Source organism: Mesorhizobium sp. P160219 (assembly GCF_057786095.1).
Window position 1 is genome coordinate 124,088 of sequence record NZ_JBYNWG010000001.1, and the last position, 19,737, is coordinate 143,824.

Consider the following 19,737-nt stretch of genomic DNA (forward strand, 5'->3'; position numbering starts at 1 on the left):
GATGGTTCCATGCCGATCTTCATCGACCGTCGCCTGAACCCCAAGGACAAGAGCCTTGGCAATCGACAGCGCTTCCTCAGGCGTGCTCGCGAGGAGTTGAAGCGGAGCATTCGCAATCAAATCCGCACTGGCAGGATCGCCGACGTGGATACCGAGCACGCCGTGCCCATGCCTGAAAGGAAAACAGCCGAGCCGAGCTTCAACGATGACAGGGCCAGCGGACGGCGCCGACACATCCTTCCGGGCAACAGGCATTTTTCCCCTGGAGACCTGCTCCCGAAGCCGCATGGGGGCGGCGCGGCGTCGTCGCCAGGAAACACGGCGTCGGAAGACGATTTTCGTTTCGTGCTGTCACGCGAGGAGGTGCTCGAACTCTTTTTTGAGGATCTCGAACTGCCCGACCTGGTTAAGCTCAATCTCAAGGAAATCCTTGCCTTCAAGCCGCGCCGGGCCGGCTTCGCGGCAACCGGTTCCCCGACCAACATCAATGCCGGCCGCACGATGCGCAACAGCCTAGGCCGGCGCATTGCGCTGAGGCGCCCCACGCAGCAGGAACTGGAGGCGATCCTCCGGGAAATCGTCACGCTTGAGTCGGCCCCGGCCGGCGCGGCGGTGCGCCAGCGCATCGCGGAATTACGCGACGAGCTTGACCGGCTGGAGCGACGGCGCAGGCGAATTGCCTTTGTCGATCCGGTCGATATCCGATTCAACCGCTTCGACGCCCGGCCGGTGCCGAATGCCAATGCCGTCATGTTCTGCCTTATGGACGTGTCCGGATCGATGGGCCAACGCGAAAAGGACTTGGCCAAACGCTTCTTCGTGCTGCTGCACCTGTTCTTGAAACGGCGCTACGAACGCACGGAGATCGTCTTCATCCGCCATACCCATGAGGCGCACGAAGTGGATGAGGACACGTTCTTCTACAACACGCAGAGCGGCGGTACGATCGTCTCCACCGCGCTCGACGAAATGCACCGCATTATCGGCCAGCGCTATCCTGCCAGCGAGTGGAACATTTACGCCGCGCAGGCCTCTGACGGGGACAATTTCACCACCGATTCCGAGCGATGCATAGAGCTCATGAACGGCAAGCTCATGCGCCTGTGCCAGTATTTCGCCTATGTCGAGATCATCGACGAACGCGAGAGCCACATATTCGGTGCTACCGAAAACGGGACGTCGCTTTGGCGCGCCTACAGTACGATCGAGCTGAAATGGCCCAACTTCCAGATGAGCCGCATCGCTGCTCCCGCGGATATTTACCCGGTCTTCCACCGGCTCTTCGCCAGGCAGCCGGTGGCCATCAAGAGCGCTTGAGAGAGAGAGATGGCCAGGCGAGCCAACGAAACGAATTTGTTGTTTTCCGGTTCTGACTGGAATTTCGAGAAATTATCGCGGGCTTTTGAAGAGATCGAGGCGATCGCGGTCGACGAGTTGCATCTCGATACTTACCCGGTCCAGATGGAGATAATCTCCTCCCAGCAGATGCTCGACGCCTACTCATCTATCGGCATGCCACTGATGTATCGGCATTGGTCGTTCGGCAAACATTTCCTTCACCAGGAGCTTCTTTACCGTAAGGGTGGTCGGGGGCTGGCCTATGAACTGGTCATCAACTCCAATCCCTGCATCGTCTACCTCATGGAGGAAAACACCATGGCGTTGCAGGCCCTTGTGACGGCCCACGCGGCGCTTGGCCACAATCATTTCTTCAAGAACAATCATCTGTTTCAGCAATGGACCGACGCCGGGGCAATCCTGGGTTATCTGGACTTCGCCAAGGGCTACATCGCCCGGTGCGAGGAGCGGCACGGCCTTGCAGCAGTGGAGGCCATTCTCGATTCCGCCCATGCGCTGATGGAACAAGGGGTGTTCCGCTACCACCGGCCGCCAAAGCTCTCGTCGGAGCGACAGCGCGAAGGGCTTCGCGAGCGCCTCGAATACGAAGAGCGCTCCTACAACGATCTGTGGCGCACGCTGCCGCCGTCGCAGAACAAAAACAAGTCCGGCAATGAGGATCAAGGGATGGCGGAGCGCAAGAGATCGCTCAACCTTCCCGAGGAAAACCTCCTTTATTTCCTCGAGAAGAACAGCCTGATCCTGGAACCCTGGCAGCGCGAGATCATCAGGATCGTCCGCGTCATCGCGCAATATTTCTACCCGCAGCGACAGACTCAAGTGATGAATGAAGGCTGCGCCACCTTCGTGCATTATACGCTCATGAACATGCTATTCGATCGTGGCCGGATCGGCGAAGGTGCCATGCTCGAAATCCTGCGCAACCATTCGAACGTGATCTTCCAGCCGGCCTTTGACGATCCCCGGTTTTCAGGCATCAATCCCTATGCCCTCGGCCTCGACATGATGCAGGACATACAGCGCATTTCGACCGAGCCGACGGCGGAGGACCGCGACTGGTTCCCGGACATTGCAGGACATGGCAACTGGCGCGAGGTCCTGCTTGAGGCCTGGGCCAACCACCGCGACGAATCCTTTATCCGCCAGTATCTCAGCCCGAGCTTGATCCGAAAATGGCGGTTCTTCGTGCTTGGCGATGGAGCCGACCAACCGCATTTCGAAGTCGCCTCGATCCACAACGAACGTGGCTATCACAAGATACGCGCCCAGCTTGCCCACAGTTACGACCTTGGAGCGAATCGGCCGGACATCCAGGTGATTGATGTCGACCTGCTCGGCGACCGGCAGTTGCGACTGCAACACAGGGTAAAGGATGGTGTTGTGCTCGAAGGGGCCAGCCGTGACGCGACGCTACGCCATGTCCGCAGCCTCTGGGGCTACGAGGTCAGCCTGGTCGCAGTTGACGCTCAAACCGGTGCGACCATCCACGAACGGTCTACGAGCCAGATCGCGGCATAAGCTCGGCAAAGAGCGTCCTGTTGCGGGCCTGCTCGTTACCTCAGGTTTCGCCCGCCGGCCTGATCCTGATTCTGGCGATCCGGTTCTTGTCGCGCTTCATCACCACGAAGCGCTTGCCGTGGAAGGTGAAAGCCTGCTTTTCCTCGGGGATCGACTGCGTCTCGTGGATGACCAGGCCGGCAATGGTGGTCGCTTCCTCGTCAGGCAGGTTCCAGTCGAGCGCCCGGTTGAGATCGCGGATCGGCACGGTGCCGTCGACGACCACGGAACCGTCCGCCTCCTGCTTCACGCCCTGAATGTCTACATCGTGCTCGTCGGCGATCTCGCCAACGATCTCCTCGATAATGTCCTCCAGCGTCACCAGCCCTTCGACCTCGCCATATTCGTCGACGACGATAGCGAAATGCGCCTTGGCGCGCAGGAAGGCGTTGAGCTGTTCCTGCAGCGTCGTGGTGTCGGGCACGAACCAAGGCTTCGAAGCGATCTTCATCACGTCGATCCGGGAAAAGTCGTTGCCGACCTCGTTCAGCGCTCGCAGCAGGTCCTTGGCGTGCAGCACGCCGACAATGTTGTCGAGAGAGCCTTTCCACAACGGCATGCGGGTGTGCGGGCTTTGCAGGATCTCGCGCACCACCGCTTCCGGCCCATTGTCGGCATTGACCGAGCGCATATTGGTGCGGTGGACCATGATGTCGGAGACTTCGAGCTCGGCGAGATCGAACAGCCCGCCGACGCGGTCGCGGTCCTCACGCACCATCTGGCCGTCGCGGCGGAAATCGTCGACCGCGCCGCGCAACTCGTCCTGTGTCGAGCGCTGCGGCTCGATGCGCGACAGCTCATAGCCGAACATGGCAAGCAGGCGCGTGCGCACGGCCAGGACCAGCAGGATGAGGATGGCAAGGACGGCGACGACGGTCCAGCCGGGCTCGTTGATCATCGCTGCCGGCTTTCCTGGCCCGGGTGGTTCTCCCTGAGGAACGAAAGCACTTCCGACGCCGGTACATCCTTGGCAATAAAAGCCTGGCCAACGCCGCGCGTCAGGATGAATGTCAGCGCGCCGCGCGACACTTTCTTGTCCTGGGTGATGAAGCCAAGCAGCGCCTCGGCATCGGGCAACTCACCAGGGATGTCGGCCATCCGCCAGGGTAGACCGACGGCGCGAAGATGCGCCTCGACCCGCGCCGCGTCGTCCGGGCTGGCCAGATTGAGCCTTGCGGAAAAGCGGTGCGCCAGCGCCATGCCGATGGCGACGCCTTCGCCATGGACGAGGCGGGCGCCGTCATACTGTGTGGCGCCTTCCAGCGCATGGCCGAACGTGTGGCCAAGATTGAGCAGTGCGCGGTCGCCGGTTTCGAACTCGTCGCGGGCGACGACATCGGCCTTGGCGCGGCACGCCTCGGCGATGGCCTCGGCCCGCTCCGGTCCGCCAGCGAACACCTTTTCCCAGTTCGCTTCCAGCCAGGCGAAAAACGCCGGTCGGTCGATCAACCCGTATTTGGCAAGCTCGGCATAGCCGGCGCGAAATTCGCGGATCGGCAGCGTGTCGAGCACTTCGGTATCGGCCAGCACCAGTTTCGGCTGGTGGAAGACACCGACCAGATTCTTGCCGCGCGGACTGTTGATGCCGGTTTTGCCACCGACCGAGGAATCGACCTGCGCCAGCAGCGAGGTTGGAATCTGGACGAAATTCATGCCGCGGCGCACGATGCCGGCGGCAAAGCCGGTGAGGTCGCCGATGACGCCACCGCCGAGCGCAATGACGACATCGCCGCGCTCCAGCTTGGCGGCGAGCACGCCGTCGACCACCTCTTCGAGATGGGCAAAGCTCTTGGTCTTTTCGCCGGCCGGCAAAGTGATGACGGCAGGCTGGATGCCGCGTGTTTCCAGACCGGCCTTCAGCGCGTCGAGATGTGCCGCCGCGACATTGTCGTCGGTGACCACCGCCGCCCTCGTGCCGGGCAGGCGGCGCGAAATCTCGGCGCCGGCGCGCGCCAAAAGGCCGGGGCCGATCAGGATGTCATAGGCGCGCTCGCCAAGGCCGACCTCGACAGTGACCGGTTCGCTCACAGCCGCACCTCGCCCGGCGCAGTCGGAGCCGGAATGCCGAAATGCCCGCACAGCGCGTCGACAACCTCGGTCGCAATGACCTCCTTGCGGTCGTCGCGTGTCGGCACGGTGATGTTGGACGTGGCATAGACCGGGTAGCGCTCGCCCATCAGCCGCTCGAGCACGGCGCGCGGATCGGCGCTTTTGAGCAACGGCCGGTTCTGCTTCTTGGACACGCGTTCCATCAACAGGTCGATCTCGGCCTTCAGCCACACCGACACGCCATGCCCGGCGATCGCTTCCCGCGTCTGCGCATTCATGAACGCGCCGCCGCCGGTCGACAGCACCTGCGGCCCACTCTCCAGCACGCGCAGGATGACGCGCTGCTCCAATGCCCGGAATTCGGTCTCGCCATAGCGTTCGAACAGTTCCGGCACCGTCATGCGCGACACGGTTTCGATCTCCTGGTCGCTGTCGACGAAGGGCAGCGACAGCATCGTCGCCACCTTGCGGCCGATCGCCGTCTTGCCGGCGCCCATCAGGCCGACAAAGACGATCGAGCGGCTTCCCAGCCTGTCGAGCAGCGCGGCATGGCTATCGCCGGGAGGATTTGCTGGTAACGCGTTCATGAGACCATGCTGTTTCTAAGCCGTCTTTGCCGGCGTATCGACATCAAAAGCCCGTTTGCGTCAAGCATAGCGCCTTTCGCACGCAGAGCCCTTCGTCCTTGAATTGACGGAATTAGCGTCCCATAAGGACACGGGCTTGGAATCGCAGAGCAAGAAGACGGGCGAAGATTGATGCCGACACTGTTCCGCTTTGTCGTGACGATGATGATTCTTGCCGGCATTGCCTATGGTACGATGGTGGCGTTGGCGATGTTCGTCGAGCCGAAAAAAGCCGAAATCACCGTGCGCATTCCACCGGAAAAGCTGAACCCCAAGAAAAACTGACCCAAAACTGACCCCTGGAACATGAACAGCGCGGCTCGCATCGAAGCCTTTCTCGAGATGATGAGCGCCGAACGCGGTGCCGCTGCAAACACGCTGTCTTCCTACCGCCGTGATCTCGAAGACGCTTCGCAGCAGATTGCCGGCGGGCTTGCCGCTGCCGCCGCAGCCGACATCCGCGCCTATCTCGACGATATCGCGGCGCGCGGCTTTGCGTCGACGTCGCAGGCGCGCAAACTGTCGGCGATCCGCCAGTTCTTCAAGTTTCTCTACGCCGAGGGCTTGCGCGGCGACGACCCGACCGGCACGCTGGACAGTCCGAAAAAAGGCCGGCCGCTGCCCAAGACGATGAGCGAGGCCGATACCGGTCGGCTGCTCGACCGTGCGGCGCTTGAGACAGGCGATGGCGTCAATGGCGACCGGGTGGCGGCACTGCGCCTGCATGCTTTGGTCGAGGTGCTCTATGCCACCGGGTTGCGCGTCTCCGAACTTGTCGGCCTGCCGGTGACCGTCGCCCAGCGCGACGACCGCTTCTTCATGGTGCGCGGCAAGGGCGACAAGGAGCGCATGGTGCCGCTGTCGGCCAAGGCCCGCATGGCGATGCGGGCATGGCTCACGGCCCGGGCGTCGGTGCCGGCTTTCGCCGACAGCCCGTTTCTGTTCCCGGCCGCCGGCGACAGCGGCTTTCTCTCCCGGCAGGTCTTTGCCCGCGATCTCAAAGGCCTTGCCGCGCGAGCCGGCATATCGGCGGCGAAAATATCGCCGCATGTGCTGCGCCATGCTTTTGCCAGCCATCTCCTGCAGAACGGCGCCGATCTCAGGGCGGTGCAGCAGCTGCTCGGCCACGCCGATATCTCGACCACGCAGATTTACACGCATGTGCTGGAAGAGCGGCTGGTGCGTCTGGTCAACGATCATCATCCGCTTGCCGACTAGGCCTCATATCGCTATGTGAGGGCAACGTGCCCGCGCGGAGCCTACGTCTGCGCGATGTTTGCCTTCCGACGCATCGGTCCGCTCAAGAATGTACAATTACCTCGATTTCGAAAAGCCGGTGCAGGACCTTGAACTCAAGATCCTCGAGCTGAAGAAGCTTGCCGAGAATGGCGAGGCGGTCGATGTCGGCGACGAAATCAGCCGGCTCGAGAAGCGCGTGCGCGACGCGCTGCGCGACATCTACAAGGCGCTGACGCCGTGGCAGAAGGTGCAGGTCGCGCGCCACACCGACAGGCCGCATTGCCTCGACTACATCAAGGGCCTGTTCAGCGATTTCACGCCGCTCGCCGGCGACCGCAATTTCGGCGAGGACCAGGCGATCATCGGCGGCTTCGCTCGCTTCCGCGGCGAACCGGTGGCCGTCATCGGCCAGGAAAAGGGCTCCGACACGGCGAGCCGGCTCAAGCACAATTTCGGCTCGGTGCGTCCTGAAGGCTACCGCAAGGCCGTGCGGCTGATGGAACTTGCCGACCGCTTCCGGATTCCACTTCTGACGCTGGTCGACACCGCCGGCGCCTACCCCGGCGTTGGCGCCGAGGAACGCGGCCAGGCTGAAGCCATCGCCCGCTCAACCTCGGCCTGCCTCGGCCTCAAAGTGCCATCGATTTCGGTCGTCATCGGCGAAGGCGGTTCGGGCGGCGCCATCGCGATCGCCACCGCCAACCGCGTCTACATGCTGGAACACGCCATCTATTCGGTGATCTCGCCGGAAGGCGCTGCCTCGATCCTGTGGCGCGACACGACGCGCTCGAAAGATGCGGCGACCAACATGAAGATCACCGCCCAGGACCTTCTGGAAATGAAGATCATCGACGCCATCATTGCCGAGCCGCTCGGCGGCGCCCAGCGCGCGCCCGAAACGGTGATCGCCGCCACCGGCGACCTCATCGCCAAGACGATGAAGGATTTTGCCGGCGCCAACACCGATTTTCGCGAACAGCGCCGCGAAAAATACCTGGCGATGGGCCGCAGCCTCTGATTTTGGCCGGCAGCGCACCGCAATGTGGCGTCAAGGAGCAATTTCGCCACAAAAATGCCGCCGCATTCGGCTCAATAAAAAATCCGTGACACCGGGCGAATTGCCGTGGGGGCGCTGTCCGACGCTTGCGGTAAGGAATTTTCAAGGTTAACGGGCTTAGGGTCCGTCAGTGTTCAGCATGCAGGCCCGGGCGCTATCCGGCCGTGACGCGAGAAAAAGACATAGCCGTATCCATGTTTACCAAGCTTGCCCGCACCGCACTTCTGATCGCCGCGCTTGGCGTTGCCGGCTGCAACGATTCCTCGATGAAGAATTTTGCGCCGGAAGCCAGCAAGCCGCTGCCGGACAAGATCCTGGCCGACATGAAAGCCAAGGGCATGATCCGCACCTCGTCGGTGATGGCTCGCATCTTCAAGGAAGAAGGCAAGCTCGAAATCTGGAAGGCCAAGACCACCGGCCGCTACGAGATGGTCGCCAGCTACGACATCTGCAAATGGTCGGGCAAGCTCGGCCCAAAATACACCGAGGGCGACCGCCAGGCGCCGGAAGGTTTCTATACGGTCCGCCCGTCGCAGATGAATCCGCGCTCGAACTATCACCTGTCCTTCAACATCGGCTATCCCAACGCCTATGACCGTGCCAATGGCCGCACCGGCGCCAATCTGATGGTGCACGGCGCCTGCTCGTCGTCGGGCTGTTATTCGATGACCGACCCGCAGATCGAGCAGATCTACGCTTTTGGTCGCGATGCCTTCCAGGGCGGCCAGACCGAGTTCCAGATCCAGGCCTTCCCGTTCCGCATGACCGCCGCCAACATGGCGCGCTACCGCAACGACCCGAACTATGAGTTCTGGAAGATGCTGAAGGTCGGTTACGACAATTTCGAGATCACCAAGGTGCCACCGAAGGTCGATGTCTGCGACAAGCGCTATGTCTTCAACCAGGTGGCGCCTGAGGGCACGACATTCGATCCGACTGGCGCATGCCCCGCGACCACGCAGCCCGATTCGCTGAAGAGCGCACTCAACGCCTATCAAAGCAGCTATGACGCGGCCTTCACCGGCGCGGTCAAGGCCAGCGTGCCGGCGCCCAAGCCAACCATTGCCGGCATCAAGGAAGCCGCCATCGTTTCAGACTGGTCGAAGCGCCGCGCCCGGGGCGAGCGCGTGCCGATCGAACCGCCGTCGCTGAATTCCGACGGCACGCTGACCGAGACGGCGCGCATGGGCCGCATCGATTCGCCCGCCGGCCGCAAGATGGCGGCGCTGGACGCAGAGAAGGAAGCCAAGCGCAAGGCCGAGGAACAGCGGGTTGCTGCCATCGAGGCTGCGAAAGCCGCCAAGGCCCAGGCACTGGCTGAAAAGCAAGCCGCAAAGGCCCAAGCGCTGGCCGAAAAGGAAGCAGCCAAGCAGGCCCCCCAGCAGCCGGTCGCCACTGCGAGCGTCGAGGCGGCGCCTGCAGAACCGCCGGCGGACGAAAGCCGGATGTCGAAGATCAAGAACAAGCTGCTAGGCATGTTCGGCGGCTGAGGTTTTTCGCCTTGCCGATGCATGTCGCCCAAAAGTGCGCAGCGGTTTTGGGACAAAGACATGCATGAAGACAAACAAACAAATCACACCGCGATCTATGACCTCAAGGGCCTGAACTGCCCCCTGCCCGTTCTCAAGGCGAAAAAACGCCTGGCGGCAATGCAGCCGGGCAGCCGGCTTTGGCTGGAGACCACCGACCCGCTGGCGGTCATCGACATCCCCGCCTTTTGCGCCGACGCTGGCCACCAGCTTGTTGAAACATCAGCCGTCAGCGGCGGCCACCGCTTCCTGGTCGAACGCGGCGCATAGCGAGCCTGACAATCAGCCCCCGGCTATCGCCAGCGGATTGCTCTCCAGCGCCGCGCGATCCGGCGTGTCGATCGACGGCCGGTTGGTGAAGGCGGAAAACAGCCGGCGCACATAATCTTCCGGCATATCGAGCGTGATCAGCACCAGCCTGGTGCCGCGTTGGCCGTCCGGCCAGGCCAGCAGCCGCGCCGGCGGATGCAGGATCTTCTGCACCCCGTGGACGACAAGCGGCCGCGACGGGTCCTCCGCAAGCTCGATGACGCCCTTCATCCGCAAAAGCTTGTCGCCATGCGCAGAACGCAGCAGGTCGAGGAACATCTCGATCGCCGAAAACGGCACCGGGCCGTCATGGACCAGCGAGTAGGAGCGCACGCGGGAATCGTGGCGGTGGTGGTGCTCATGTTCGCCGTGATCATGATGATGGTGGTGCTCATGGGCGGCTTCTTCGCCGAGCCAGCGCCGGACATCGGCGGATTTGGTCGCCGCATTGTAGAGGCCGCAATCGAACAGCGCCGTGACGCCGGTTCGGCCGTCGCCGGCCTCCAGCACCACGGCGCCTGGATTGAGCTGATGGAGTCGCGTTCGCAAAGCATCGACGTCGCCGGGATCGCTGGCCAGATCGACCTTGGTCAGCACGATGCGATCGGCGACCGCCACCTGCTTGACCGCCTCGACATGGCCGTCGAGCGTCGCATTGCCGTTGACCGCGTCGACCAGCGTGATGACGCCATCAAGTCGGAAGGCCTGCACAAGGGCGGGATGCGCCATGATCGACTGCAGCACCGGCGCCGGATCGGCGAGCCCGGTGGTTTCGACGACGACGCGGGCAAGGCGGGCGATACGGCCGGTCTGCAGCCGGTCGACGAGGTCAGCCAGCGTATCGACCAGTTCGCCGCGCACCGTGCAGCACAGACAGCCGTCGGACAACTGGATGATGCCGTCCGAGGCCTGCTCGACCAGCAGGTGGTCGATCGCCACCTCACCGAATTCGTTGATGATGACGGCCGTGTCGACCAGTGCCGGATCTTTGAGCAGCCGGTTGAGCAATGTCGTCTTGCCGGCGCCGAGGAAGCCGGTGACCACCGTGACGGGTATCGGAAAGCCAGCCATCGCCTAGTTCGCGGCTTTGACCAGCTGGTCGCCCTGCACCGCGGTTGCCTGGCCCACCACGGCCGGTTCGGCGCCCTTTGGCGCCGGAATGTCTGGCCGCCAGCTCGGCAGCGGCACATCGGCGTATTCCTGGCCGCCCTGGTCGAGCATCGCCTTCGGCGCCGGCCCGGTGGCGCCGCCGAGGCCCACGGCAACCAGCGTCGGCACGTGGTCGAGCTTTTCCTGATAGGGCGATTTCGGCACGTCGGCACCCTTCGCGGCCACCGGCGGAGCCGCCTCGGACTGCTCGTGCGGCGCCTTCTTCCTGCAGATCTCATCATGCATGTCGTTGGGTGACATTGTATCGCCATAGGAAGGCATGGCCGCGACCGTGAGCCAGTTCGGGTCGGGCGTGGCAAAGCCCTGGTCGAGCAGCCTGGCGGCGGTCTCGGCACGGCTGATCGCCGATTTTTCGCCGAGCACGACCGCGACCAGCGTGCGGCCATTGCGTGTCGCCGAGCCGATCATGTTGAAGCCCGAGGGACAGACGAACCCGGTTTTCATGCCGTCGGCGCCGGGATAGCGCCCGATCAAGAGATTGTAGTTTGAGATCGCCTTCTTGCCGACGGCAAGGCCTTCGATCGAGAACCAGGGGGCGTATTGCGGGAATTCCTTGCGGATCGCCATCACCAGCAGGGCAAGATCGCGCGCCGTCGTGTACTGCTCCGGCGAAAACAGGCCGTTCGGATTGACGAAATGCGTTCCGGTCATGCCAAGCCGCGCCGCCTCCGCATTCATGCGAACGGCGAATCCGGCCTGCGAGCCGCCTATGTTTTCGCCGATGGCCATGGCGATATCGTTGGCCGATTTGACCAGCATCATCTTCAACGCATTGTCGAGCCGCATCACCGAGCCCGGCTTGAAGCCCATCTTGCTCGGCGGTTCGCCCGCCGAATGCTTGGTCACCTTGATCGGTGAATCGAGCTGGACCTCGCCGGCGGCAATCGCCCGGAAGGTGACATAGGCGGTCATCAGCTTGCTCAGCGAAGCGGGATACCAGCGCTTGAAGGCGTCCTGGTGCTGCAGAACCTTGCCGCTGTTGAGGTCGAACAGGATCACCGGATTGGCCAAAGCTGGCCCAGCCAGCATAGGTAGCGCCAAGCCGCCCGTTAGCAGTAATTTGAGGATATGGCTGTGCCGCATCATGGAATCCGAAATCGCCTCTTGCCGTAGTCGCCCCTGGCTCCGTAAGATTTCGTTACGCGATGGCCAGCATGACCTGATCCGGCCCTCAATTTCCGGATCACATTGTCTGGGGTGCTATTTACCCTATGTGACGCCAAGATGGCAAAGTGCCAAGATGGCAACAAGCATGGCAATCACAATTGCAATCAAGCAGGCCAGATCGTCTGCTCCAACAGCGAGATGGAACCATTATGCCGATTCTCAACCGCGCCGCCGAGATGCAGGATGAAGTTGCCGGCTGGCGACGCCATCTGCACCAGACGCCAGAACTGAATTTCGATGTCTTCAAGACCGCCGCCTTCGTCACCGAGAAGCTGAAGGAATTCGGCTGCGACGACGTGGTGACGGGCCTCGGCAAGACCGGCGTCGTCGGCATCATCCATGGCCGCAAGGGGCAAGGCGCGACCATCGGCTTGCGCGCCGACATGGACGCGCTGCCGATCAACGAGATCACCGGCAAGCCCTATGCCTCGACCATTCCTGGCAAAATGCATGCCTGCGGCCATGACGGCCATACGGCGATGCTTTTGGGCGCCGCCAAATATCTGACCGAAACGCGCAATTTCGCCGGCTCGGTCGCGGTCATCTTCCAGCCGGCGGAAGAGGGCGGCGGCGGCGGCAACGAGATGGTCAAGGACGGCATGATGGAGCGTTTCGATATTTCGCGCGTCTTTGGCATGCACAACATGCCGGGCCTGCCGGTGGGCCAGTTCGCCATCCGGCCGGGCCCGATCATGGCGGCGACCGCCGAGTTCACCATCACCGTGAAGGGCCGCGGCGGCCATGCGGCGATGCCGCACGGCACGATCGACCCGATCGTCATCACCAGCCAGTTGGTCGGCGCCCTTCAGACGGTCGCTTCGCGCAGCACCGATCCGGTCGAGGCGGTGGTGGTTTCGGTGACGAAGTTCCACGCCGGCGACGCCTACAACGTCATTCCCGAGACCGCCGAGATTGCCGGCACGGTGCGCACACTGAAGAAAGAGATCGCCAAGAAGTCGGAAGAGCGCATCCGCACCATCTGCGAAGGAATAGCCACCGCCTTCGGCGCGACGATCACTGTCGACTATGACGCCAACTATCCCGTGACCTTCAATCATCCGGAAGAAACGGTCTTTGCCGGCGATGTCGCGGCACATGTCGCCGGCGACACCCAGGTCCACCGCGCCATCCAGCCGGTGATGGGCGGCGAAGACTTCTCCTACATGCTGGAAGCCCGACCTGGCGCCTTCATCTTCATCGGCAATGGCGAGACCGCCGGCCTCCATCATCCGGCCTACGACTTCAACGACGAAGTCATACCGCACGGCATGAGCTACTGGGTGAAACTGGCCGAAACGGCGCTGGCAGCCTGACCTGCCCCGACGAAAGGCCGGCCGATTAGCCTTCGGCCGGCCTCTTCATTGCCTTCGGCGAGCCTCTTGGCGAAACGATCGGAAGCGGCTATGTGTCGGGCCGCGTGGTCCCGTAGCTCAGTAGGATAGAGCGGCAGATTCCTAATCTGTAGGTCACAGGTTCGATTCCTGTCGGGATCACCAGCAAGATCAAAGGCTTGGTGACTGAGATAGCCTGTCGGCATGTTGCAGCACTGATGGACTGGTTTTCGGTGATTTTCACGGACGCGACCAAGCAAGCAGCCTGACTTTAGTTCCATAGAAAAAGTCCATCCCTGAGGTCTCAGGAGCGAGCTTTAAGCATCTACAGCCGCGAAGAGAATCGACCTCTTGCAAGTACAATTTCAGATCGAGCGATGGTTCCCAGTCGATCCGTTACGGTCTGAGTTCGGCGCCGCCAACTCAACGAAGCCGGCCGTATCCTAGCTGGCAACCAGGGGCACCGTGACGGTCGTGGCGTAATTTATCGGATACTGGTCGAAATACGGGAAAGCGATGACGAAGGCATAGCTGGCGGTCAGATGCGCCATCTTGAAACCGCCGCTGGCAGGGTCGGTCGCGATCGTCACAATGACGTTCTTCAGACCCAGGTTCACCAATTTCTGCGTGGCGATGGCCTGGATGTCGCTCTGCGAAAGCGTGTTGTTCAGCTGCAGCGCCCGGGAAGAGGTTTCCAGTGTATAGCGGACGGTCGACACGGCATTCATGGCCCAGCCGAAGGCGAAGATTCCGAACAAAAGCATCACCAGGAAAGGCGCGATCAAGGCGAATTCCAGCCCGGCTGCGCCGGAGCAGTCACGGCGCCACCTGGATCCGATCCTTTCAGCGGACACGGATCACCTGCTGATGACTGATCGCGCGCGGGTCCGGGAAGACACCGAAGTTAAACGGGGGCACCCAGGTGCCCGTCGCCGTTATCTGGACGAAGACGGTCGGCAGCTTCGTTCCGCCGCAAATGGTGGTCGCATCCACGACCGTGGCGCCGCACAAATAGGAGCGGACCAGTACGACCGCGGCGTCCTCGGGCTTGTCGTTCCAGCTCGAAAGCGCGACCGCCTGCGTTCCGGTGTCATTGGACGCGCCGGCCATTACGAGATTGGCCGCGGTTTTGACGCCCGCGCGCATCTGCAGGTAACTCGTTACGTAGGACCAGCCGTCGGCGATGCCGAGGCAGACGAGGCACAGGATGGGCAGCAACATGGAAAACTCGACGGCAGCTATCCCGGATTTGTCCAGGACAATGCGCAAGGTCCGCCCACCCATCCCGCTACTCGACGAGCTGAACGGATTGCGTCGCCGGAATGTTCTTCATCCCGAGGCTGGTGCAGTCCTGCTTGATGGTCGTACTGCCGGACCACTGGATGGTGTCGGCGACGACCTGAGTGCAGCCGCCGTTCCCCGAGAAGTTGCCAAGGTAGTTGACCTGCTGCCTGGGGAAATAGATGGCGCCGGTCAAAAGCGAGTCCGCTGTGCCGTTGAAGGTGCTCTGTGCCGCAGTCCCGGTCCTGTCGCCGTAGAACAGCACGCCGGAATAGGCTCCGGAGGTAGGCGCGCTCAGCGTCACCTTGGCGTTGCCGTTCATGCTGACGGTGTTGCTGCCTGCCATGAAGATGGTTACCCCGCTGCCGGCGACGACCGCGTTGGCGTTGACCTTCATACCGCCCTGCACGACGTAGACGCCGGGCTGCAGGGTGACGTTGCCGCTGAGGCTCATGCCGCTACAGTAGGTGCCAGGCTGGAGTGTTTGCGACGTCTTGTTGCCATTGACATTCTTGCAAGGGTTGCCGGCTGTCGGCGTCGCCAAGCCGGAGAAAGGATCGGCTGCCGGCAAGGCTCGGGTGATGTTGGACTTGCAGACTGTGGTCGCTGGATTGTTCAGCACCATGCCGCCGACCGTGATCAGGCAGTCGGCCTTGAGCACCGCCGAGCCCTGCGTCTTTATGGCGTCCGAGGCAATCGAGTCCGACATGACCGAACAGCCGGTGAGGTTGACGGTGGTGTTGCCGGAAAAGAGCGCAGCCTGGGAGGCCGACGGACTGAGCGCCAGCACGCAAGCTTTGGAGGCGTCATTGATCAGCGCCACCGCCCTTGCCTGTTCGGCAACGGGCGCCTGGTTGAAAATCGCCGTGAAGTAGCGGTCGAGGTTCTGCTTGACGATGACCTCCACTGCCTTCTTCGCGGTGTTCGGGCCGGACAATGGCGGCGTGTTGACCTGGATCGTGCCCGGCGTGGCAAAATTGTTCGAGGTCGCGGACTGCGTGGCGGCGGCGATGATGGTCGGGTTATCGGAACCCGCGACTTTCTCGAGCGCGCCGGCATAGGCCGCGGCATCGGCAACGGCCTGCAGCTTGAGGCTGCTGTAATACCAGAAGGATGTCTCCACACCGAGGCCGGCGCCGCCAACCACGACCGGCAAGGTGAAGGCAACGATGACGGCAACGTTACCGTTCGTGGCGCGCCTTAGGCGGCTCAAAGCAAACCAAATCCGGGTGAACGCGTTGGATGCCATATGTATTAGAAACCACGAATAGATAAACGAATGTCTAAAAACTCCATTCCGATTCGACGTAGTCGAACGGGCTAGCTAGGCGCAAGTTGCAGCGACCGCGCAACATCCTGTCGGAGGTTCCGCCCCAATCGACGAATGCGAAATATGCCGCTATCCCGAACTTTGTTGTCGACCAAGTGACATTTAAATGCCCCCTCTGCGAAGAAGCTATCGAGAAGACAGGGGACACCGCGCTGCCGGTACGGGGAAAGATCGGCTCACGCCGCCTCAGGAACTTTGTGCAATCCGTCCGGGGCTGGCTCTGAGGGCCACACACGCCCGAAACCAACTACTCCAGCCACAATCAGTCCGTGAGGCGCCCACGAAACAACGTGGTGCCGTCGGTCAGCTGCGACCTGGAGATATCCCGGAACCCAGCTTCGGCCATCCACCCGCGATACTGACCTTCCGTGTACGATTCGCCTGCGCGGTAAAGGTTCAGGAAGGTGAGATTGAGAAAGACACCCTCAGGCGGGCCGAGACGGTCGTCATCGACGACACCCCACCCCGCAATTGCGATCTCGCCTCCTTGGGTGAGGCAACGCGCCGCGTTCAGGATCGAACTGCGCGCCTGGTCCGGCGGCAGGACCTGGACGACAGCCTTCAGGATTGCCAAGTCATGCCGGCCGGTCGATGGCGCGACCGTTATGTCGCCTTCTTCGACAACCACATCGCCGGCACCGTATTCCGACAGGATCGCTGGTGCGACCGCCGCGACCGTCGGGAGTTCCATCAAAGTCGCCGCAATATGCGGCCATCGCTCGCGAAGACCGACCAGAATGGTCCCGGCGCCGCCGCCGATGTCGATCACCGAACTGACCGCCGAGAAGTCCAGTTCACGGGCGAGATTTCGGCCGAAAATCACCCCTCCCGGTGCGAGCATGCGGCTGAAGGCCGCTGCGGATTCTGGCCCCGCTTCGGAAAAGTCGTGCAGCGCGGCCGGCCGATTCTGCCGCAGCGACTCTGCGGTCAAAAGGTCGGCTCCCCAGAGTTCGCGCAGCAGCACATGATCGCCGCCGCGATAGGTCGGCTTGGACGCGTCGAGGAACTCCGACGCTTCGGCTCCGTTGCGAAACTGACCATCCTCGACGTCGAGGAGACCGATGCTGGCGAGCGCGTAGAGGAGCCGCGACAGACGAGCGGGCTCGACTTTGAGCGCTGCCCCAAGGCTGTCGGCAGTCGCAGCATCGCCGCCGAGCCAGGTGAAGATGCCAAGGTCCAGCCCGGCACGAAGCGCCAAGGCGGGGGGCACCCCTGCGATCAGCTTGTCGATCCGATCGGAATCCACCATGTCATATCCCGTTGTGCGATCCAGGATCGACTTTGAACAGCTCGGCCAACCTCGTCAAATCAGTTCGCCAGCGCGCCGCTCTCCGCGTCGAGCAGGTTCAGCTTGGCGGTATCGGGTTCGACGTAAAGCGTATCTCCGGGGCCAGCGCTGATCCTACCAGCGCCCGCGACCGTTGTGCGCCGGCCCGGCATACCTCAAAAATCCGGCTGTGATAATGGCTGGTCGCGCCTTCGGACGCTACGCAGGCAAGGCCAGCAGCGCCAGTCCGGCCAGCGCCGAGCCGGCCAATGTCGGCAGCATGCCGATCCTCAGTTTCAGCATGGCGACCATGGCGGCCGCCGCCAGCAGCGCGGCGCGCCAATCCAGCGACGACAGCACCGGTAGCTCCATCCCAAGACCAAAACGGTGCAACGCGCCGAAGACGACATGCAGTGCGAACCACAGCGCAAGGTTCATCACCACGCCGACCACAGCCGCCGTGATCGCACTCAGCGCCGCCGACAGCGCCTTGTTGCCGCGCAGCGCCTCGATGTAGGGGGCACCCAGAAAGATCCAGAAGAAGCACGGCACGAACGTCACCCAGAGCGTCAGCAATGCGCCGAGCGATCCGGCCACAAGCGGTCCCATCGCACCGGCGTGACGATAGGCGGCGACGAAGCCGACGAACTGCAGCACCAGGATCAATGGTCCCGGCGTCGTCTCGGCCAGACCAAGCCCATCGACCATTTCACCCGGCGCCAGCCAGCCGAACGAGGTCACCGCTGCCTGCGCGACATAGGAGAGCGCAGCGTAGGCGCCGCCGAATGTGACCACCGCCATCAGGCTGAAGAAGCCGCCAAGCTGTGCCCAAACACTGGCAGGGCCGGTCAGCGCCAGGATCAGTACGACCGGCCCGAGCCAGATCGGCAGCCAGATCGCGATGGTGCGCGGCGCGTGCCATTTCGTCGACTTGGTGTGAGCGAGGTCGCCGCGTTCGAACATGACGTCGACGGCGCCCCTGACATCGGGCAAATTGTCCTTGCCGCGTGCGGCTCCGGAAAAACGCGCCGGTGCCAAGCGGTTGCCGATCCAGCCGGTCAGCCCTGCAACCAGGATGATCAGCGGAAACGGCAGCCTGATGACATAAATGGCAAGGAACGCGGCCACCGCGATCGCCACCATCACCCGGTTCTTGAGCGCCCGTTTGCCGATGCGGAGGACCGCCTCGACGACGACGGCCAGCACCGCCGCCTTGATGCCGAAAAACAGCGCCTCGATGACAGGCGCATCATTGTAAAGCACGTAGAAGATGCTGAGGCCCAGCATGACAAACGCACCGGGCAGCACGAACAGGATGCCGGCGACGAGGCCGCCGGCGGTCCGGTGCAGCAGCCAGCCGATATAGATGGCGAGCTGCTGTGCCTCGGGGCCTGGCAGAAGCATGCAGTAGTTGAGCGCATGCAGGAACCGCTGCTCGCCGATCCAGCGGCGATCCTCGACCAATTCCTTGTGCATCAGCGCGATCTGTCCGGCCGGCCCGCCGAAGGAGAGCAGGCCGATCCTTGCCCACAGTTTCGCGGCTTGGCGGAAGGTCGGGACGACCGGAGCCTCGGTAGCCTGTGCATCGTCGTCCGCGGCGAGGGCGCTCATGGCGCTTTGCCCGCGCTGGGCCAATTGTGGGTTTCGTCAGTGGCATCGCGGCACCATCTGAAGAACGCATCGTAGAGCAGCATGCCGGCATCAAGCTGTTCGAGATCGTCGCGGAACATGCGCGACAGCCCGAGCGATGCAGCGAGGAACCCGGCCGCCTGCGGTACGAGATCGAGGCGCGCCGTATCGGCTGCACGCACGATCAGCGCAAGGCGATCGAGCGCTTCGGACCGCAACCCGAACTCTTCGATCATCGTGTCGAAGGTGCAGCGCTCGCCGCGATGGCTCCAGAACACGTCGTCGATGTCGAAGGCAACCGCCCCAAACCGATCGGCGGCCGCCAGCACTTCAGACGGCTCGACAAACAGGAACACCGCCGAGGGATCGACGAAGCGGCGGATCAGCCAGGGACAGGCGATGCGGTCGACCTTGGGGCGGGCACGCGTCACCCAGACCGTGCGGCCCTTGTCGTCGCGGGGCGGTATCTTGTCGGCCTTGACCAGAAGTCCCTTGGCCGCCTGCCACGCCTCGAAGCCGCCTTCAAGGGATTCGGCAGCAATGCCCTCATGGCGCAGCCATGCGGCAACGCCTTGCGAGAGCTTCAGCCCCTTCTGGCAGATGACGACAGCATGAGCCCCCGTGAACTCGGCCGCCCAGCTCGAAACAGACTTGAAGTCGCGCCGGCACGAGGCCGGAAGCAGCCGCGGATCGGCGTCGTAGTCTTCGTCGATGCGGACATCGACAAGAACAGGCGCGTCGGACAGACCGACAAGGCGGGAAAGCTGCGCTACGGTGATTGCGGTTGTTGACGGCATGGCGTCCACCTCCAGAGTGAGAGTTTGGACGCGATCATTG

At 62.7% G+C, this 19,737-nt stretch carries 19 protein-coding genes and 1 tRNA gene; 9 read left to right on the forward strand and 11 right to left on the reverse strand.

The window, feature by feature from the left end; all coding sequences use genetic code 11:
- Positions 1 to 9 precede the first annotated feature (9 nt).
- Positions 10 to 1,317, forward strand: coding sequence for a YeaH/YhbH family protein (locus AC3EMP_RS00615; protein ID WP_352713607.1), 1,308 nt, complete (start codon positions 10 to 12; stop codon positions 1,315 to 1,317).
- A gap of 9 nt (positions 1,318 to 1,326) precedes the next feature.
- The gene (locus tag AC3EMP_RS00620) at positions 1,327 to 2,877 is read left to right on the forward strand and encodes a SpoVR family protein (RefSeq protein WP_352713605.1); all 1,551 of its coding nucleotides are present in this window, start codon (positions 1,327 to 1,329) and stop codon (positions 2,875 to 2,877) included.
- A gap of 40 nt (positions 2,878 to 2,917) precedes the next feature.
- Here AC3EMP_RS00620 and AC3EMP_RS00625 read toward each other — a convergent pair whose 3' ends face one another.
- The 3 genes from AC3EMP_RS00625 to AC3EMP_RS00635 are packed head-to-tail and all read right to left on the reverse strand — an operon-like array spanning position 2,918 to position 5,552.
- Positions 2,918 to 3,814, reverse strand: a complete 897-nt coding sequence (locus tag AC3EMP_RS00625) for an HlyC/CorC family transporter (RefSeq protein ID WP_352713602.1) — start codon at positions 3,812 to 3,814, stop codon at positions 2,918 to 2,920.
- On the reverse strand, positions 3,811 to 4,944 hold the full coding sequence (gene aroB / locus AC3EMP_RS00630) for a 3-dehydroquinate synthase (protein ID WP_023742904.1): 1,134 nt from the start codon (positions 4,942 to 4,944) through the stop codon (positions 3,811 to 3,813). The genes AC3EMP_RS00625 and aroB overlap by 4 nt, the downstream gene beginning before the upstream one ends.
- Positions 4,941 to 5,552, reverse strand: a complete 612-nt coding sequence (locus tag AC3EMP_RS00635) for a shikimate kinase (protein WP_023670667.1) — start codon at positions 5,550 to 5,552, stop codon at positions 4,941 to 4,943. The genes aroB and AC3EMP_RS00635 overlap by 4 nt, the downstream gene beginning before the upstream one ends.
- Before the next feature lie 171 nt (positions 5,553 to 5,723).
- Between AC3EMP_RS00635 and AC3EMP_RS00640 the strand changes: the two genes are divergently transcribed.
- The 5 genes from AC3EMP_RS00640 (at position 5,724) to AC3EMP_RS00660 (ending at position 9,686) form a co-directional block, all read left to right on the forward strand.
- Positions 5,724 to 5,876, forward strand: coding sequence for a hypothetical protein (locus AC3EMP_RS00640; RefSeq protein ID WP_023670666.1), 153 nt, complete (start codon positions 5,724 to 5,726; stop codon positions 5,874 to 5,876).
- Between the two features lie 21 nt (positions 5,877 to 5,897).
- On the forward strand, positions 5,898 to 6,809 hold the full coding sequence (locus tag AC3EMP_RS00645) for a site-specific tyrosine recombinase XerD (protein ID WP_286439652.1): 912 nt from the start codon (positions 5,898 to 5,900) through the stop codon (positions 6,807 to 6,809).
- An 88-nt stretch (positions 6,810 to 6,897) separates the two neighbouring features.
- Positions 6,898 to 7,848: an acetyl-CoA carboxylase carboxyltransferase subunit alpha gene (locus tag AC3EMP_RS00650; protein WP_352463189.1), complete on the forward strand. Its 951-nt coding sequence runs from the start codon at positions 6,898 to 6,900 to the stop codon at positions 7,846 to 7,848.
- A 233-nt stretch (positions 7,849 to 8,081) separates the two neighbouring features.
- Positions 8,082 to 9,377, forward strand: coding sequence for a L,D-transpeptidase family protein (locus AC3EMP_RS00655; RefSeq protein ID WP_352713599.1), 1,296 nt, complete (start codon positions 8,082 to 8,084; stop codon positions 9,375 to 9,377).
- A gap of 60 nt (positions 9,378 to 9,437) precedes the next feature.
- On the forward strand, positions 9,438 to 9,686 hold the full coding sequence (locus AC3EMP_RS00660) for a sulfurtransferase TusA family protein (RefSeq protein WP_027050749.1): 249 nt from the start codon (positions 9,438 to 9,440) through the stop codon (positions 9,684 to 9,686).
- Positions 9,687 to 9,698: 12 nt separating this feature from the next.
- Here AC3EMP_RS00660 and AC3EMP_RS00665 read toward each other — a convergent pair whose 3' ends face one another.
- Together AC3EMP_RS00665 and AC3EMP_RS00670 are read right to left on the reverse strand one after the other, a co-directional pair.
- Positions 9,699 to 10,796, reverse strand: a complete 1,098-nt coding sequence (locus AC3EMP_RS00665; protein ID WP_023822508.1) for a CobW family GTP-binding protein — start codon at positions 10,794 to 10,796, stop codon at positions 9,699 to 9,701.
- Positions 10,797 to 10,799: 3 nt separating this feature from the next.
- Positions 10,800 to 11,978: a D-alanyl-D-alanine carboxypeptidase family protein gene (locus AC3EMP_RS00670; protein ID WP_023694057.1), complete on the reverse strand. Its 1,179-nt coding sequence runs from the start codon at positions 11,976 to 11,978 to the stop codon at positions 10,800 to 10,802.
- Positions 11,979 to 12,211: 233 nt separating this feature from the next.
- On the opposite strand from AC3EMP_RS00670, the gene AC3EMP_RS00675 reads away from it, so the two are divergent.
- Both AC3EMP_RS00675 and AC3EMP_RS00680 read left to right on the forward strand, forming a co-directional pair.
- Positions 12,212 to 13,375 carry a M20 aminoacylase family protein gene (locus tag AC3EMP_RS00675; RefSeq protein ID WP_023699100.1) on the forward strand — a complete coding sequence of 388 codons (1,164 nt, stop codon included), beginning with the start codon at positions 12,212 to 12,214 and terminating at the stop codon, positions 13,373 to 13,375.
- Between the two features lie 106 nt (positions 13,376 to 13,481).
- Positions 13,482 to 13,558 (forward strand) — tRNA-Arg (locus AC3EMP_RS00680).
- 278 nt (positions 13,559 to 13,836) lie between these two features.
- Here AC3EMP_RS00680 and AC3EMP_RS00685 read toward each other — a convergent pair.
- From AC3EMP_RS00685 to AC3EMP_RS00710, 6 genes are all read right to left on the reverse strand, one after another.
- On the reverse strand, positions 13,837 to 14,247 hold the full coding sequence (locus AC3EMP_RS00685) for a TadE/TadG family type IV pilus assembly protein (RefSeq protein ID WP_023708223.1): 411 nt from the start codon (positions 14,245 to 14,247) through the stop codon (positions 13,837 to 13,839).
- Entirely contained in the window at positions 14,237 to 14,662 is a 426-nt protein-coding gene (locus tag AC3EMP_RS00690) for a TadE/TadG family type IV pilus assembly protein (RefSeq protein WP_245260130.1), read from the reverse strand. Before AC3EMP_RS00690 ends, AC3EMP_RS00685 begins: the two co-directional genes overlap by 11 nt.
- Positions 14,663 to 14,681: 19 nt before the next feature.
- Positions 14,682 to 15,887 carry a pilus assembly protein TadG-related protein gene (locus AC3EMP_RS00695; protein WP_348529196.1) on the reverse strand — a complete coding sequence of 402 codons (1,206 nt, stop codon included), beginning with the start codon at positions 15,885 to 15,887 and terminating at the stop codon, positions 14,682 to 14,684.
- Between the two features lie 379 nt (positions 15,888 to 16,266).
- Positions 16,267 to 17,202, reverse strand: a complete 936-nt coding sequence (locus AC3EMP_RS00700) for a methyltransferase (protein WP_488494577.1) — start codon at positions 17,200 to 17,202, stop codon at positions 16,267 to 16,269.
- 288 nt (positions 17,203 to 17,490) lie between these two features.
- Complete coding sequence (gene chrA / locus AC3EMP_RS00705) at positions 17,491 to 18,882, reverse strand: chromate efflux transporter (RefSeq protein ID WP_352712566.1); 1,392 nt, start codon at positions 18,880 to 18,882, stop codon at positions 17,491 to 17,493.
- Positions 18,879 to 19,697, reverse strand: coding sequence for a chromate resistance protein ChrB domain-containing protein (locus tag AC3EMP_RS00710; protein WP_023670055.1), 819 nt, complete (start codon positions 19,695 to 19,697; stop codon positions 18,879 to 18,881). The genes chrA and AC3EMP_RS00710 overlap by 4 nt, the downstream gene beginning before the upstream one ends.
- Positions 19,698 to 19,737 lie beyond the last annotated feature (40 nt).